Source organism: Niallia endozanthoxylica (genome assembly GCF_008710145.1).
GTDB classification, from domain to species: Bacteria; Bacillota; Bacilli; order Bacillales; family Cytobacillaceae; genus Bacillus_BD; species Bacillus_BD endozanthoxylica.
This window is the reverse complement of record NZ_VYKL01000005.1, coordinates 78073-93133: the sequence shown is the minus strand read 5'-3', so window position 1 is coordinate 93133 and position 15061 is coordinate 78073. Positions and strand designations below refer to the sequence as shown.

General features: G+C 37.4%; 16 protein-coding genes. 11 read left to right on the top strand and 5 right to left on the bottom strand.

Annotated elements, in window-relative coordinates; genetic code table 11:
- Window positions 1-20: 20 nt before the first annotated feature.
- A complete protein-coding gene (locus tag F4V44_RS01825; RefSeq protein WP_150438276.1) occupies window positions 21-350 on the bottom strand; it encodes a helix-turn-helix domain-containing protein in 330 nt (109 codons plus the stop codon).
- Between the two features lie 443 nt (window positions 351-793).
- On the opposite strand from F4V44_RS01825, the gene F4V44_RS01820 reads away from it, so the two are divergent.
- The gene (locus F4V44_RS01820; RefSeq protein WP_150438275.1) at window positions 794-922 is read left to right on the top strand and encodes an anti-repressor SinI family protein; all 129 of its coding nucleotides are present in this window, start codon (window positions 794-796) and stop codon (window positions 920-922) included.
- A 315-nt stretch (window positions 923-1237) separates the two neighbouring features.
- Here the strand turns inward: F4V44_RS01820 and F4V44_RS01815 are convergent, their stop codons facing one another.
- Window positions 1238-1561, bottom strand: coding sequence for a helix-turn-helix domain-containing protein (locus F4V44_RS01815; RefSeq protein WP_150438274.1), 324 nt, complete (start codon window positions 1559-1561; stop codon window positions 1238-1240).
- Between the two features lie 399 nt (window positions 1562-1960).
- On the opposite strand from F4V44_RS01815, the gene map reads away from it, so the two are divergent.
- Entirely contained in the window at window positions 1961-2710 is a 750-nt protein-coding gene (gene map / locus F4V44_RS01810; protein WP_150438273.1) for a type I methionyl aminopeptidase, read from the top strand.
- A gap of 215 nt (window positions 2711-2925) precedes the next feature.
- Here map and F4V44_RS01805 read toward each other — a convergent pair whose 3' ends face one another.
- The gene (locus F4V44_RS01805; RefSeq protein ID WP_150438272.1) at window positions 2926-3150 is read right to left on the bottom strand and encodes a DUF1128 domain-containing protein; all 225 of its coding nucleotides are present in this window, start codon (window positions 3148-3150) and stop codon (window positions 2926-2928) included.
- A 236-nt stretch (window positions 3151-3386) separates the two neighbouring features.
- Here F4V44_RS01805 and F4V44_RS01800 point away from each other — a divergent pair, with 236 nt between their 5' ends.
- From F4V44_RS01800 to F4V44_RS01790, 3 genes are read left to right on the top strand one after another with little or no spacing between them, the layout of a single operon-like run.
- Window positions 3387-3869: a low molecular weight protein-tyrosine-phosphatase gene (locus F4V44_RS01800; RefSeq protein ID WP_150438271.1), complete on the top strand. Its 483-nt coding sequence runs from the start codon at window positions 3387-3389 to the stop codon at window positions 3867-3869.
- Window positions 3866-4207: a YtxH domain-containing protein gene (locus tag F4V44_RS01795; protein ID WP_150438270.1), complete on the top strand. Its 342-nt coding sequence runs from the start codon at window positions 3866-3868 to the stop codon at window positions 4205-4207. The genes F4V44_RS01800 and F4V44_RS01795 overlap by 4 nt, the downstream gene beginning before the upstream one ends.
- Window positions 4208-4252: 45 nt before the next feature.
- The gene (locus F4V44_RS01790; protein ID WP_150438269.1) at window positions 4253-5059 is read left to right on the top strand and encodes a YihY/virulence factor BrkB family protein; all 807 of its coding nucleotides are present in this window, start codon (window positions 4253-4255) and stop codon (window positions 5057-5059) included.
- A gap of 301 nt (window positions 5060-5360) precedes the next feature.
- Here F4V44_RS01790 and F4V44_RS01785 read toward each other — a convergent pair whose 3' ends face one another.
- On the bottom strand, window positions 5361-7286 hold the full coding sequence (locus tag F4V44_RS01785; RefSeq protein WP_150438268.1) for a heavy metal translocating P-type ATPase: 1926 nt from the start codon (window positions 7284-7286) through the stop codon (window positions 5361-5363).
- A 425-nt stretch (window positions 7287-7711) separates the two neighbouring features.
- Here F4V44_RS01785 and F4V44_RS01780 point away from each other — a divergent pair, with 425 nt between their 5' ends.
- Window positions 7712-8491 (top strand): YfkD famly protein, encoded by a 780-nt coding sequence (locus F4V44_RS01780; RefSeq protein WP_150438325.1) that lies wholly within the window; start codon window positions 7712-7714, stop codon window positions 8489-8491.
- An 84-nt stretch (window positions 8492-8575) separates the two neighbouring features.
- Here the strand turns inward: F4V44_RS01780 and yfkAB are convergent, their stop codons facing one another.
- Entirely contained in the window at window positions 8576-9691 is a 1116-nt protein-coding gene (gene yfkAB, locus F4V44_RS01775; RefSeq protein ID WP_150438267.1) for a radical SAM/CxCxxxxC motif protein YfkAB, read from the bottom strand.
- A gap of 256 nt (window positions 9692-9947) precedes the next feature.
- Here yfkAB and F4V44_RS01770 point away from each other — a divergent pair, with 256 nt between their 5' ends.
- The 5 genes from F4V44_RS01770 to rlmD all read left to right on the top strand — a co-directional run bounded on the left by F4V44_RS01770 (window position 9948) and on the right by rlmD (window position 15043).
- Window positions 9948-10145, top strand: a complete 198-nt coding sequence (locus tag F4V44_RS01770; RefSeq protein WP_150438266.1) for an SE1561 family protein — start codon at window positions 9948-9950, stop codon at window positions 10143-10145.
- Between the two features lie 103 nt (window positions 10146-10248).
- On the top strand, window positions 10249-11796 hold the full coding sequence (locus F4V44_RS01765) for a fumarate hydratase (protein WP_150438265.1): 1548 nt from the start codon (window positions 10249-10251) through the stop codon (window positions 11794-11796).
- 139 nt (window positions 11797-11935) lie between these two features.
- On the top strand, window positions 11936-12760 hold the full coding sequence (gene pdaA, locus F4V44_RS01760) for a delta-lactam-biosynthetic de-N-acetylase (protein WP_150438264.1): 825 nt from the start codon (window positions 11936-11938) through the stop codon (window positions 12758-12760).
- 219 nt (window positions 12761-12979) lie between these two features.
- Complete coding sequence (locus F4V44_RS01755) at window positions 12980-13609, top strand: TetR/AcrR family transcriptional regulator (RefSeq protein ID WP_150438263.1); 630 nt, start codon at window positions 12980-12982, stop codon at window positions 13607-13609.
- A gap of 54 nt (window positions 13610-13663) precedes the next feature.
- Window positions 13664-15043 (top strand): 23S rRNA (uracil(1939)-C(5))-methyltransferase RlmD, encoded by a 1380-nt coding sequence (rlmD, locus tag F4V44_RS01750; protein WP_150438262.1) that lies wholly within the window; start codon window positions 13664-13666, stop codon window positions 15041-15043.
- The last annotated feature ends 18 nt before the right edge of the window (window positions 15044-15061 follow it).

The window sequence follows — 15061 nt, the reverse complement described above, 5'->3', positions numbered from 1 at the left end:
CATCTTAGGTCATTTTATGTTTAATGCTGGTTTTTGAATTTAATAAATTCTAAGTAAAGAGAGAAATCCTTCTTCGTTATTCCCTGATTTATGGCTTCAGTAAATAGTTCAATCCATTCCTCGTCTAAGTGGTTCACTTCTTTTTTTGAATGTTGATTTTCCTCAAGTAAATCTTCTACCGTTGTACCTAAAGAGTTAGCAAGCTTTGAAAGAATAAACAGGGATGGGTTCTGTTGAATTCCTCTTTCAATATAGCTTAAGTATGATTTAGAAATACCAGCTTTCAATGAAAGTTCATTTATAGAATATCCTCTTAATTTTCGTAACTGTTTAATTCTATTCCGCATCATGAATATTTCTCCTAATCAATAAATGAAAGAATGTCTATTTATACATTATAAAGAACGATTGGTTCAATAAAAAGTACAATCCATAAAAATCATACATTGTGACTAGGTGATAAAAGAGCATTTAGTATAAAGAATAAAAATGACAGAATAGAGACCTATTATAAAAGTAGTATGATATTATGAGTGGGAAAACAGCAGATTACACATCATAACAACTTCATAGTTAGGAGTAAAGATTCAGTTTGGTTCGATTATATTGATTTTTTAAAAAATTGGCAATAAAATTAAAAGTACATGACAAATAGTGACAGTTTTTATTGATGTGATAAGTTAAAATAAAAAACACAAACCAGAAAATTTTGCTCGGAAAATGCAGAGTGTAATAGGTGGATTATATCTAAGATGGTTACCATGCAATCAAAGCTGTTTGGGAGGCTATTAATGTGAGCGAGGGGAAGGAACAGAACACAAAATACGACATCGAGTGGATCCAACTGATGACAGAAGCAAAAAGTCTAGGTATTGATATTGAAGAAATTAGGGATTTCTTACATAATCAAATACATAGATAGTCTATAGTTTTATAATAGGAAATCCGCCGTTTATATTAATGGTTTAGTGTTTCTCCACTGAGAAACGCTTTTTTTTATATATTTTATCCCACTCCTACTGCCTGTATAAGGTCCATTTGTGGAATCACAGACTGTGGGCTTTAACTAAACCATCAGTGGGGAATGAAGAAAACCCCAACTGATAGAAGTTTCACTGTACCAGCAGGGGAATAAACTCCTTGATGTTCTTATTGCTTCAGGAAATAAGAACATCAAGGAGTTTATGGTTATTTAAAGTCTATTCATGCTGACCAGAAAGATTAAAGCTATCCAAGCTTATTTCTTCTGACTTTCTTTCCATTTGTTGTATTCGAGGAAATCACGGAACTGCTCTTTTGATACACCTGATTCCATTGCCTCTTGAACAAGCTTCATCCATTCTGAATCCAATTCGTCCTTTTTAGGCTGTTCAAGGATTAGACTGTCTACAGGCACCCCAAGTACTGTGGAAATCTTTTCTAAAAATTGTATAGAAGGATTTGTTTGTAAATTTCGTTCAAGAGAACTTAAGTAGGACTTTGCTACTCCTGCTTTGAGAGCGAGTTCCGATAATGATATTTTCTTTTCCTGCCGAATTTTTTTTACGCGATCACCAATCATTTAATTCACTCACTTTATTGTATTGTCTAGTTAATATCACTGTAGAATGTTTTTGTAAACCTCTTACAAAAGGTGAGGTTAAGCAAACGCTTGCATTCTCCATTGTCTATATTAATATAATAACAGAAACAGACAATTTGTTCTATATAAAGAACGAACTATATAATCTAAATTACTATTTACTCACATTTTGCCATATTTTAAGGCGAAATAGTAGTCTAAATTTAGAAGTTTTTTTTATTTGGATAGAATAATGTAATAAAAATACATGAAAAGATAGTATTTCTTCTATTTAAACTAATTTATATGAAACGTTTGGTTTTTGCAAGATGCCTTGAAAATCACTACAATGAATGTAGAATAATGAGTAGTTTACCGAATGGAAGAGAGGATATATAAATGATTATTTTAAAATCAGAGAGAGAAATTGAAAAAATGAAGAAGGCTGGTGAAATCCTAGCTTCTGTACATAAGCAGTTGGCAAAAATGATTAAACCAGGAGTGACTACATGGGAAATTGAAGAATTTGTAGATAAATATTTAAAAAGACAAGGAGCTGCGCCTGAACAAAAAGGATATAGAGGTTATCAATATGCTACATGTGCCAGCATTAACGATGAAATTTGTCATGGATTTCCTAGAAAAGAGCCACTAAAAACAGGTGATATTGTGACAATTGATATGGTTGTGAATTTCAATGGTGCGCTGGCGGATTCAGCTTGGTCCTATGCAGTTGGACAAGTATCTGAAGAGAACCAAAAATTATTGGATGTAACAAAAAAAGCACTTTATATTGGAATAGAGCAGGCAAAGGTCGGTAATCGAATCGGTGACATCGGACATGCCATTCAAACCTATGTAGAGGGTGAGGGTTTTTCTGTTGTACGTGATTTCATTGGTCATGGAATTGGCAATGTTATTCATGAAAAACCAGACGTTCCACACTACGGTCTTCCAGGAAAAGGTCCTCGTATTAAAGAGGGGATGGTGTTCACAATCGAACCAATGGTCAATATTGGAACTTATAGAATGAAGATGGATAATAATGGGTGGACATCAAGGACAGAAGATGGAAAGAATTCTGCACAATATGAGCATACCATTGCTATTACAAAAAATGGTCCAATGATTATAACGAATCAAGATTAAGCTTCCTATCATGGATTCACCCATGAGGAATGAATCCTCATGGGTGAATCAAAAGTTTATCCCACTCTTAACGGGCAGTAAGACCCCCACCTCAAGATTCTGAGTATAGAAAAGAAGATAGGTGGGGGATCAACTGCCCGTAAAGGTCCGATTGGTTCAACTAACCATCAGTGGGGGATGAAGAAAACCCCCACTGATGGAAGTTTCACTTTATCTTATTGCTTTCTTAAACTGCCAAGTTCTTCAACAATCGCTTGCATTTCATTTGGACTAAAGGAGTTTTTCTTCATCACTAATTCATAAATTTCCTTTAGCTCTTCATACATATTCTCGTCAAAATGGGAAGGCTTAATAGCTCCAAAATTTAGTACATTTAATTTTTCTTTTATTTTCTCGATCATATACTCCACATTTTCAACTGACTTTTCTGCTAAGTTCATAGTACTCATCCTCTCGTTTTATCTTTGCCATACATACTGTATAAGTATAGGTACTGATGTTTGCTAATAGAGCAACGGCAAGGATAATCTTTCTTTTCATCTTTCCATGTTCATATAAAAATGTCAATAATATTAAAACGGTGAAGAGAGATTATTCGGTACTAAAATAGGTTTGAACATGTCAATTATGATAAAGTAGTGAGTAATAAAAAATGGAAAGGAGAGGAAAGAATAGTATGATACGTGTGTTATTTGTTTGTCTGGGGAATATTTGCAGGTCACCAATGGCAGAGGCATTGTTCCGTGATCTTGTTAAAAAGGAGGGGCTTGCGGATATAATTAAAATTGACTCTGCTGGAACAGGAGATTGGCATATCGGCAATCCTCCTCATCAAGGTACAAGAGAAATTCTTAAGAAATATCAAATATCTGATGAAGGATTAAAGGCCCGCCAAATGACGAGTGCTGATTTAACCTTTGATTATATTATTGGAATGGATTCTGAGAATATCAAGAACATAAAAAAGCTAGGTACTTTACCTTCAAATGTCAAGGTCAAACGTCTCCTTGATTTTGTAGTGAATAAACAAGAGATGGACGTTCCGGATCCTTATTACAGTGGTAATTTTGAGGAAGTGTATGAACTTGTAAAAGAAGGCACAGAAAACCTTTTAATGGAAATAAAGAAAGACTTACAGGAAAAAGGAGTAATCAAATGAGCAGCTCTAAGTTTTGGAAAGGTGTCATCATTGGTGCTGTTGCTGGCGGAGTCATTAGTTTATTGGATCGGGCAACAAGAGACTCTGTGTTGGAGAACTGTCATAAAGTTACCGGGAAGGTATCTCATTATGTGAAACATCCCGGAGAAGTAGTTGAATATGTCAAAGAATCTACTGGTAAAATACGTTCAACGATTGAAGAGGTTGGGGAAGAGGTATCTTTTATTGCTGAAAAAATTGAGGAGCTCAGAGAGATTACTCCACAGGTTGTAGATGTAGTAATGGATACGAAAGAGGCGTTTGTTGATAAAGAAAATGATTTGGAAAGGGAAAGATAGGCTGATCCAACTTTCCCTTTGATAGGAAGGAGGTATGAAAAAATAATGACATTGGTAAAGCATATATATAGAAACCTAATGGACGATGATGTTTTTGGTATTGCTGCACAATTATCATACTTTTTTCTGCTTTCATTATTCCCGCTTCTTATTTTTTTGATGACCTTATTTCCTTACATACCCGTTACCCAAGAAGATTTGCTTAATCTGTTTCGTGACTTTGCTCCTAGCGGGACGATGGAATTAATAGAATCCAATTTAAATCAAGTGTCACAAAAAAATGGTGCCCTTTTATCATTTGGGATTATTGGAACAGTATGGTCTGCATCAAATGGAATCAATGCGATTGTCAAGGCATTTAACAAGGCGTATGGAGTAAAGGAAGGGCGATCCTTTCTTAGGGCGAGATTTATGTCAATCATCTTAACCTTTGCTATGATTTTGGTGATCGTGGTAGCGCTTATTCTTCCTGTATTTGGGAAACATATCGGTACGTTTCTTTTCGCACAATTAGAGTTGTCAGCTCAATTTATTGCTGTCTGGAATGCTTTGCGCTGGTTGGTTAGTTCGATTATTATTTTTGTCATATTTATTGGGTTATATTGGCTTGCTCCAAGTAAGAAGTTTGCTTGCAGAAGTGCTATTCCTGGGGCGGCATTTGCTACCATTGGCTGGATTTTAACTTCATTTGCCTTTTCCTACTATGTGAGTAATTTTGGCAATTACTCGGCTACCTATGGCAGTATCGGTGCCATTATTGTATTAATGGTATGGTTTTATATTTCGGGAATTATTATTATTATCGGCGGAGAGGTAAATGCTTTTTTCAGCAATCGTGTAAAGGATTGTTAAACTTCCTCCAATTCCCTATAGTATTTCTTCTATTGCTGTTAAAAATAGAACAGGGGAACCTTATTACCCAGTATCATTTAGGAGGCATAACCATGACTAAACATACAAAAAAAGATGGCAGTACAAAGCAGCAAAAAAGTAAAAATCAATCAACTAAAAAATCATCCAGCTCAGCTAACGGTTCAAATGGATATCACTAAAACAAAAGGTCTGGAATTTTCCAGACCTTTTTACTTAGATGCTCTAGTGTCCATGGAAGACATAGGCACGTGGTGATTATGAATATAGATGTTCTGCTCTACTATTTAAATCGCAATAATCTTAAGCCGTTTAATATGACTAGAATGGTACTTCCTTCATGGCCGATGACACCCAATGGCAGATTGACAGCCTGTAAAAAGTTAGATGAAATGAGCAGCATGATAACACTGATAGAGAAGATGACATTCTGTTTGACAATTTTGTTCATTCTTTGTGAAAGGCGAATGGCTTCTGAAATTCGCGGCAAATCATTTTTCATCAGTACAATGTCCGCCGTCTCAAGAGCAACATCGGTTCCGCCGCCCATCGCAATTCCAACATTAGCTGTGGCAAGTGCAGGAGCATCATTAATCCCGTCACCAACCATGGCAACATTTCCATACTTTTCTTTTAATTTTTTGACATGCTCTACTTTATTTTCAGGCAGACATTCTGCAATGTATTCATCTACATGACATTCAGCGGAAATCGCTTGTGCCGTGCTTGAACTGTCACCGGTTAACATGATGGTATAAATCCCTTGTGCTTTTAATTGGTCAATTGCTTTTTTCGTTTCTTCACGAACATTATCTTTTAAAGCGATTATCCCAGCCAGCTTATTTCCCTTTTGGACATAGACAATCGTTTTTCCTTCTGATTCCAGCTTTTTTATCGTTTGCTCCATATCTTGATTAATAGTAGCATCTTCAACAAATCCTGCTTTACCAATCTTCCACTCCTCACTATGAATGACTGCTTTCACTCCCCATCCGGGTACATCTTCAATGCCGTCAGGGTGAAGGAGGTCTAATGTTAGTTTTTCCTTCGCATACTTAACGATGGCGCTTGCGAGAGGATGATTGGAATGACTTTCAATTGAGGCGGCAATAAGCAACACTTCTTTTTCATCAAGTCCCTTATTGATAACAAAGTCCGTTACTTCAGGTTTTCCTTTTGTTAATGTTCCTGTCTTATCAAAAGCAATTGCCTTAATATGATTTAAATTTTCTAAATGAATTCCGCCTTTAAAAAGAATTCCATGTCTGGCTCCATTTGAAATGGCTGCTAAGGTCGCAGGCATAATAGAAGATACAAGTGCGCACGGTGAAGCGACTACAAGCAATACCATTGCACGGTAGAAGGTTTCATTCCAGCTCCAACCTAGTAAGAAGTGAGGAAGAAACATCATTAATAAGACTGTTGCCAGTACAATTTTTACATAATTCCCTTCAAAGCGTTCAATAAAAAGCTGGGAAGGAGATTTTTCACTTTGTGCAGATTGGACTAACTCTATAATCTTTTGGAATAATGTTTCATTGGCAGGCTTGGTGATCTCCACTGTAATGGAGCCGTTTAAATTCACAGTGCCTGCGAAAATATCATCCTGACTTTGTTTGGTAACTGGAATGGATTCTCCAGTGATAGCAGCTTCATCAATTGTCGTAATACCCTTCAGTATCTTCCCATCGGAAGGGACTCTTTCTCCCGGCTTAATGAGAATATGGTCGCCTATGTTTAGTTCAGCAACACTTACTCGCTCTTCCCTTCCGTTCGTTACACGTAATGCTTCCTCGGGCTGAAGCTCCATTAAGGAAGATATTTCTTTGTGGCTTTTGTTCATTGTATAGGTCTCTAATGCACCGCTTAAGGCAAAAATAAAAATTAATATCGCACCTTCAGTCCAATAGCCAATGATAGCAGATCCAATCGCTGCCAGAATCATCAGCATCTCTACATTGAGCTCTTTATTCTCAATGGTCGCTTCAATTCCTTCCTTTGCTTTAGCGAAGCCTCCAATGATAAATGCAGCAATATATAATATCATGGAAAGTGTTCCACTTTCGTTTCGATCTAGTAACCAGCCAAGCAAAATAAATAATCCACATACAATGGCCGCAATTAATTCCAAATTAATTTTAGCCTTTTCCCAAAGACTTTCTTGTGAAATAATCTCTTTGCTTTCTAAGACTTGAACCTTTGTCTCCATTTTATTTCCCCCTTTTTATATTTTTTACTATTTTCATACTATAAACTTCTTAATTGAGAAGAATAATCACAATCAATACCCTTAAAAAACACGAAAGCTGCCACCATGATGGTGACAGCAAAAAAGGATTATTTTTATATTATCTCAACTTTACCATACACAAGGTGTTTAAGAAAAGAAAGATGACTTATGATTTAATATAGAAATTTTCTGGATATTATATGATGCTGCATGTATGTTTGGTTACAGGTATATTTAGAATTTGAAAGGCTTTAGATAAAGAAAATGACCTAAAATAATCTTCCTATGGATAATCTCGTATAACTCCGAAAACAATATACTATGTGTTATTCAGCCTGTAATATTGAAAGGAGTTCTTTAGCGTGAAGAAAAAACTAATTTATGCGATTATCGGACTAGTTGTCATGCTTTCCTTCCTGCCATTTGCTAAAGCGGAAAAGCAGCAGGAGAAAGCAGAACAGCCTCCTAAACAAACGATTTCGGTTCCGAGTTCAGTTATGAATATCGCAAAAGATAATACATATCCAAATCCACATGTCGATATGCCGAGATTAGAACCTAGTGATTTGACAAAAGAACTTATTGAATCATCTAAAGTAAAAATTGAAAATCCTGATCTTATCCGCATGCTGAACGAAACGACTGTGAACAGTACACCTTTTGCTCTTGGCTATCGCGCGATTGTGTATCTTGGGCAATGGCCTTTAAATTATGAATCTGTTGAAACGGCTCCTAATTGGGAGTATCAAAAAATTAATACAAACTATTTTGATAATCGTGGTGGAAATTCTCCATATCAGATTCATTATGTACAGGAAGCGCAGAAAATTATCCGAGGCGGCTTAACGGCAAAGGTAGCCAATACGGAGGAAGTGAAAAATATGATGATGATAAAGGCCATGCAAAAGTCTGGACTGCCGTTATCATTTGAAACAATTATTGGAGGGGGGACGAAAAAGGATCAAATTTATAATGTTCCGCCGAAAATGCTTGGATACTTACATGCGTATGCACCAGCAGTAAATGAGAAGGGAAAAGTAACCTACGGTGAAGTGTACTTGATGTTAAAAGGCGGCAAGAAAATGATTGTGATTAAAAATGTCACTTCACAAGGAATCAGTGCTTGGATTCCAATCCAAGACCATGTTTCATTCGGATTTATGGCTAGCGAACACCCGCGTTAAAAAGCTGTCATTAAAAGGTGTCAGGCACCGCCAAAAGACAAAATGCTATGATTTGTCCATATGCGGTGCCTGACACTAATTCTTTTAGAGTAATGATTTTCTGTTTTGAAAGTCTAATTCTTTATAGTAGCTGTTTTTCACTAACACATTTGGACCAAGACAGCGAACTTCCGGGCAATGGCAGTTAAGAGATGAGGCTAATTTTGTACTAAGCCAGTGGTCAAACACATCGACTAGACGGTCGTTCTGAATATTGCCAAGCGGCGGAGTATCACCGAAATCGGTCACAATGACATCCCCTGTGAAAATATTAATATTCAGGCGGGAGCGGCCGTCGGGATCGTTTCGAACGGTAACATTTTTTTCCTCAGATAGTCTTTTTAGCAGATGTAAATCTTCTTCATTACCTATGCAGGAATAGAAAGGCAGAGTTCCAAACAGCATCCAGGTGTCCTTATCACGGATGTCTAAAAGCTGATGAATACTGGCGCGAATTTCATCTAAACTAAGAGTTTCTAATGATGAGGCGAAATCAGATGGGTACATCGGATGTATTTCAATCCTCTGGCATTTCATTTCATGGACAATTTGGTTATGAATATGCTCAAGGTGCGGCAGTGTCCTCTTGTTCAACATCGTTTCAGCCGAAACCATCACACCGCTATCTGCTAATAGACGACTGTTTTGAATCATTCTATGAAACATCTGTTTTCGTTGCTCTTTTGTTGGTTTACGCTCCATTCTAGCAAAGCCGCCTTCAATAAAATCCTCCTCCGTACCCCAATTATGTGAAATATGGAGGACATCTAAATAAGGGATAATGGGCGCATAACGTTCTATATCAAGGGTTAAATTAGAATTAATCTGTGTACGCACACCTCGGTCAGAAGCATATTTCAATAATGGTACAACATATTGCGCTACTGATTTACTTGAAAGAATCGGTTCTCCTCCCGTAATACTCAGCGAACGTAAATGTGGGATTTCCTCAAGCCGTCTCAGTAACAGTTCTAGAGGAAGACCTTCATCATCCTTCGCCTTTAGTGTATAACCAACAGCACAATGCTCACATCGCATATTGCATAAGTTTGTTGTAGTAAACTCGATATTTGAGAGAGTCAGTTTTCCATGCTCTGTTATATCCATGTAGGCTTCCCACGGATCATATTTAGGTGTTAGTTTTTGTTTTTCAGAGAGCATTTTTTTCTCCTTCCCGAAATTCCTATATTTTTCTGGTACATTTTTCAACATAGTCATTATTCATTTTTAACGAAACGGTGTCAATACAGATTCATATGAAGGAAAAGAGATTTCATGAATTAATTATCCAGTTGTGTTATTAATATTGAATGGAAATAATAATAGTAGTTTTTTCAGGAAACTTATTTCTTCATGGTATTGCTTAATAGGTAAATTTTCGATAGGATGAATACGATAGTGAAAGGAGCGAGTTTTTTTGGGTAGTCCGACACATGATAAAAATAAGCAGGTTTCCTTTTTAAAGCAGCGTCTGAACATGTTTATGGATGTTTTAGATGCGATTGATCCAGAGGAAACCGATATTGATGATATTGACCGTTTAATTGAGATGATTGATGATATTGAATCAAAATGCCGCGAATTTAATAACCGGGAAGAAAAGAGTCATATTTAATTGACTCTTTTTTCTTTTTAAATCCACTGTATACGAGTATAATTAAAGGTGTCAAAATTATCGAAAAATAAGGTTATGTTTCAGGAGAGAGGAGAAATCATTCATGAATATTGAAAAATTTCAAGAGAGTATGTACAAGCTGATTGTTGAAACATCAACCCAGCTTCCTAAAGATGTTCGCCGAGCGATTCAGGCAGCAAAGGAAAAGGAAAATGCCGGTACAAGATCAGCGATGGCTCTCGGAACCATTACGAATAATATTAAAATGGCTGATGATAATATATCACCGATTTGTCAGGATACAGGTCTTCCAACATTTAAAATTAAAACTCCTGTTGGAGCGAACCAAATCGAAATGAAAAAGGCAATCTATAATGCCATTGCAGAAGCAACGAAGAATGGGAAGCTTCGTCCTAACTCTGTAGATTCATTAACAGGTAAGAACAGCGGAAATAATCTTGGTCTTGGCGTCCCGGTTATTAAATTTGATCAATGGGAAAAGGATTATATTGATGTTCGCCTAATCTTAAAAGGCGGCGGCTGTGAAAATAAAAACATTCAATACAGCCTTCCTTGTGAGTTAGAAGGTTTAGGCCGCGCAGGACGTGACCTAGATGGAATTCGCAAGTGTATTCTTCATTCTGTATATCAGGCTCAAGGACAAGGCTGCAGCGCAGGGTTTATTGGAGTGGGTATCGGGGGAGACCGTTCCAGCGGCTATGATTTAGCAAAAGAACAGCTTTTCCGTTCAAATGATGATGTGAACCCAATTGAAGAACTGCGTCAGTTAGAAGAATATATCATGGATAACGCCAATACATTAGGAATTGGAACAATGGGATTCGGCGGTGAAACGACTCTTTTAGGCTGTAAAATTGGTGTGATGGACCGTATTCCAGCCAGCTTCTTTGTGTCCGTTGCGTATAACTGCTGGGCATTCCGCCGTTTAGGTGTTGCCGTAAATCCGGAAACAGGCGATATTAATGAGTGGATGTACCAAGAAGGTGAAAAAATTGACTTTGGTGCTGAAGCGGAAAAGGAAAGTGCAGCAGCTTCAGAAACAACTGTAAATGTTGTTGAATTACAAGCACCTATTACGGAAGAACAAATCCGTCAATTAAAAGTGGGGGATGTTGTTCGTATTAATGGAAGAATGTACACAGGCCGTGACGCAATTCATAAATATCTATCCGATAATGATTCACCAGTTGACTTAAATGGACAAATTATCTATCACTGTGGTCCTGTTATGTTAAAAGATGAAGATGGAAATTGGCATGTAAAAGCAGCTGGTCCAACTACAAGCATTCGTGAGGAGCCTTATCAAGGCGACATCATGAAACGTTTTGGTATTCGTGCGGTTATTGGTAAAGGCGGAATGGGTCCAAAAACATTGGCTGCTTTACAAGAGCATGGCGGAGTTTATTTGAACGCTATCGGCGGTGCAGCACAGTACTATGCAGACTGTATTAAATCCGTAGATGGTGTTGATTTAACACAATTTGGTATTCCGGAAGCCATGTGGCACCTGCAAGTTGAAGGCTTTACGGCTGTTGTAACAATGGATTCTCATGGAAACAGTCTTCACAAGGACGTCGACCAATCTTCACTAGATAAATTAGCTCAATTTAAAGAGCCGGTATTTAAATAAGAATTAATTGATTTCTTAAAAAGGATGAACGCTTTTGTTCATCCTTTTTTCTTTTTATTGGAAAGATAAAAGCCGCATGATTCTGCTACACTCAGAAACAATAAAAACAACAAGAATAACCCGATAAGGAGAAGTGTACATGAAGAGATTAATGAAACAATTGATCATTGCGGGTGTATTACTTTTTGTTTCTGTTTCGAGTGTTTCGGCAGAAAGTTATCCAAACCGTCCGATTCACTGGGGCTTTAAAAAAGCATCAGATGGTATTCCAGCAGAAGCGGGACAAGAATGGGATGATATACTCAAAAGGCATGGGGCTTACTATAAAGGAGACCCAAATAAAAAGGATATTTATTTAACCTTTGATAATGGATATGAAAATGGGTATACAGAGAAAGTACTAAATGTTCTAAAAAAGGAAAAAGTACCAGCCACTTTTTTTGTTACAGGGCATTATTTAGAAACAGAACCGAAACTTGTTAAAAGAATGGTAAAGGAAGGGCATATTGTTGGGAATCATTCATGGCATCATCCTGATTTAACGCAGGTAAGCGATGAACGGTTAAAGGAAGAGCTTGAAAAGGTAAAAGAGAAAACGGAAGAACTGACAGGCGTGAAAACAATGAACTATATTCGCCCTCCTCGGGGGATATTTAGCGAAAGGACAATGGCGTTAGCAAATGACGAGGGTTATACTCATGTATTCTGGTCATTAGCCTTTAAGGATTGGCAAACCGACCAGCAAAAAGGCGCTCAATATTCATATGATAATATTATGAGGCAGATCCATCCAGGTGCGGTTCTTCTTCTTCACACGGTTTCAAAGGATAATGCAGAAGCACTAGAAAGTGTAATAAAAGACCTAAAAAAGCAAGGCTATACATTCAAAAGCCTTGATGACCTAACAAAGAAAAATACCAAAGATAGAAAAACAAAGAAACAAAAGCAAAAAAAGAAGGATTAATTTAACGCGTTGAAGTGCTGGGGGAGACCCCAGCACTTCAACGCGTTATAGTTATAGATAAAAACGGAACATGAATTATTCAACAATCCAAGGGGTGAAATTAAAATTGAATAAAACATGAACCACAGTTCAAGTATTACATCGATTCTAATTAGTGTCAATAAAAATGAACTTTGGTTCAGCTTTTCTTCTGTGGTACTATTAAGCAGAGGTGATTGTATGTCTGAGCATGAAGACCGGCAGCTCGTTGGGGCTTTTCCTTATGTACCCCAACAGAAAAGGGCCCAGCAAAAAAGGAATTCATTGCTTGAGAGTGGTCGTGAATTGTTTATTAAGAATGGCTATGAGCCCACAACGGCTAAGGAAATTGCCACACATGCCGGGGTGGCAATTGGCACCTTTTACCGATATTTTTCCGATAAACGCCAGCTGCTATTATCATTATTACAAAATCAATTAGATAAAATGCTTCCCCCGGAACCTAAATGGGTTATGGCGAATCCTGAACGATTCCTTGCCTCCATTCTAGAAAGTCATTTCAAACAGCTCGAACAAATAGGTCTGCACCAAGTGCTGCCTGAATTAATCATTCGGGACCCTGAATTAGCTGAAGTATTAATACAATCAAGAAAAAATTGGCATGCGAGGATCCTAACGGGACTCCAGCAAGCAAAAGAAAAGGGGTTAACATGGCCTGATTTAGAACTGGAAATGGTAGCTTGGTCCATTTTGGTTATACTGGAAAATATACCAAAGAAAGAAAAAGAGAGCGGGCTGAAGACGGATTGTGTCGAATTGGCAAAAATTATTTGCCGTATGGTTTTCCCGCCAAAAGGGATGACACCTTAAACCGTCAATCGTACATATTTCATGGATACTGTAAATAATGGAGTGAACATAAACATGCAGAAAGAACAAGATGTCCAAATTGAGTTAAATCAAACCTTTCCATTAACAATCAAACGACTTGGAATTAATGGGGAAGGCGTAGGTTATTTTAAAAGAAAAGTGGTCTTTGTCCCTGGAGCCTTACCTGGAGAAGAGGTTGTAGTAGAAGCAACAAAGGTTCATCCTAAATTTACAGAGGCAAGGATTAAGAACATTCGCAAATCATCTGAATTTCGTGTGCAGCCCCAGTGTCCTGTATATGAGGAATGCGGCGGATGTCAGCTGCAGCATCTTCAATACGACCAGCAGCTAAAAGAAAAACGAGATATTGTGATTCAGTCTATCGAGCGGCATACAAAGTTACCAATTGAACAATTGGATATAAGAGAGACAATGGGGATGGAGAATCCTTGGAATTACAGAAATAAAAGTCAATTTCAAGTTGGTCACAAAGATGGAAAAGTCCTTGCCGGCTTGTACGGTATGAATTCCCATAGTCTCATAAATATAGATCAGTGCGTGGTGCAGCATCCAAAAACGAATAAGGCGATTGGAACCGTAAAAAAAGTCCTCCAAAAACTACAGATTCCCATTTATAATGAAAGATCTGGCAAGGGGATTGTCAGAACCATTGTTGCAAGGGTAGGAATTCAAACAGGTGAACTGCAAATCGTCTTGATTACGGCAAAATCAGAGCTTCCAAAGAAAGAGCTTTTGATTGAAGAGATTAAGAAAAGACTCCCGAATGTGAAATCAATTATGCAAAATATTAATGGTCAAAAGACATCCCTCATTTTTGGTGAAAAGACTGTTAATCTGGAAGGAAAAGATTTTATTCAAGAGACATTGGGCGATTTAAACTTTGAACTATCGGCAAGAACGTTTTTTCAGCTCAACCCAGAACAAACGGTAAATCTGTACAATGAAGTAAAAAAGGCAGCAAATCTTACTGGAAGCGAAAAAGTAGTGGATGCTTATTGCGGTGTAGGAACTATTGGTCTATGGGTGGCTGATAAAGCAGCAGAAATTCGCGGCATGGATGTGATCCCAGAATCCATTGAAGATGCTAAGAAGAATGCTGCCCGCCATGGAATCAAACATGCAAAATATGTAACGGGAAAGGCAGAGGTTATTTTACCAAAATGGGTTAAAGAAGGCTGGAAACCAGATGCCATTATCGTAGACCCGCCAAGAACAGGACTTGACCAGCAGTTATTACAGACGATTTTGAAAGTCAAACCAAAAAAGCTCATTTACGTTTCCTGTAATCCATCCACTTTAGCTAAGGATATCAATGTATTAGCAGCAAAATACAAGGTTGAATACATTCAGCCAGTTGATATGTTTCCGCAGACCTCACATGTGGAGTGTGTTGCGCAACTTATATTAAAGTAAACCATTCATTTGCAAGGA

Coding starts and splice junctions, on each gene's coding strand:
- F4V44_RS01825 (WP_150438276.1), bottom strand. CDS start 350: ATGATGCGGAATAGAATTAAACAGTTACGAAAATTAAGAGGATATTCT.
- F4V44_RS01815 (WP_150438274.1), bottom strand. CDS start 1,561: ATGATTGGTGATCGCGTAAAAAAAATTCGGCAGGAAAAGAAAATATCA.
- map (WP_150438273.1), top strand. CDS start 1,961: ATGATTATTTTAAAATCAGAGAGAGAAATTGAAAAAATGAAGAAGGCT.
- F4V44_RS01805 (WP_150438272.1), bottom strand. CDS start 3,150: ATGAACTTAGCAGAAAAGTCAGTTGAAAATGTGGAGTATATGATCGAG.
- F4V44_RS01800 (WP_150438271.1), top strand. CDS start 3,387: ATGATACGTGTGTTATTTGTTTGTCTGGGGAATATTTGCAGGTCACCA.
- F4V44_RS01795 (WP_150438270.1), top strand. CDS start 3,866: ATGAGCAGCTCTAAGTTTTGGAAAGGTGTCATCATTGGTGCTGTTGCT.
- F4V44_RS01790 (WP_150438269.1), top strand. CDS start 4,253: ATGACATTGGTAAAGCATATATATAGAAACCTAATGGACGATGATGTT.
- F4V44_RS01785 (WP_150438268.1), bottom strand. CDS start 7,286: ATGGAGACAAAGGTTCAAGTCTTAGAAAGCAAAGAGATTATTTCACAA.
- F4V44_RS01780 (WP_150438325.1), top strand. CDS start 7,712: ATGCTTTCCTTCCTGCCATTTGCTAAAGCGGAAAAGCAGCAGGAGAAA.
- yfkAB (WP_150438267.1), bottom strand. CDS start 9,691: ATGCTCTCTGAAAAACAAAAACTAACACCTAAATATGATCCGTGGGAA.
- F4V44_RS01765 (WP_150438265.1), top strand. CDS start 10,249: ATGAATATTGAAAAATTTCAAGAGAGTATGTACAAGCTGATTGTTGAA.
- pdaA (WP_150438264.1), top strand. CDS start 11,936: ATGAAGAGATTAATGAAACAATTGATCATTGCGGGTGTATTACTTTTT.
- F4V44_RS01755 (WP_150438263.1), top strand. CDS start 12,980: ATGTCTGAGCATGAAGACCGGCAGCTCGTTGGGGCTTTTCCTTATGTA.
- rlmD (WP_150438262.1), top strand. CDS start 13,664: ATGCAGAAAGAACAAGATGTCCAAATTGAGTTAAATCAAACCTTTCCA.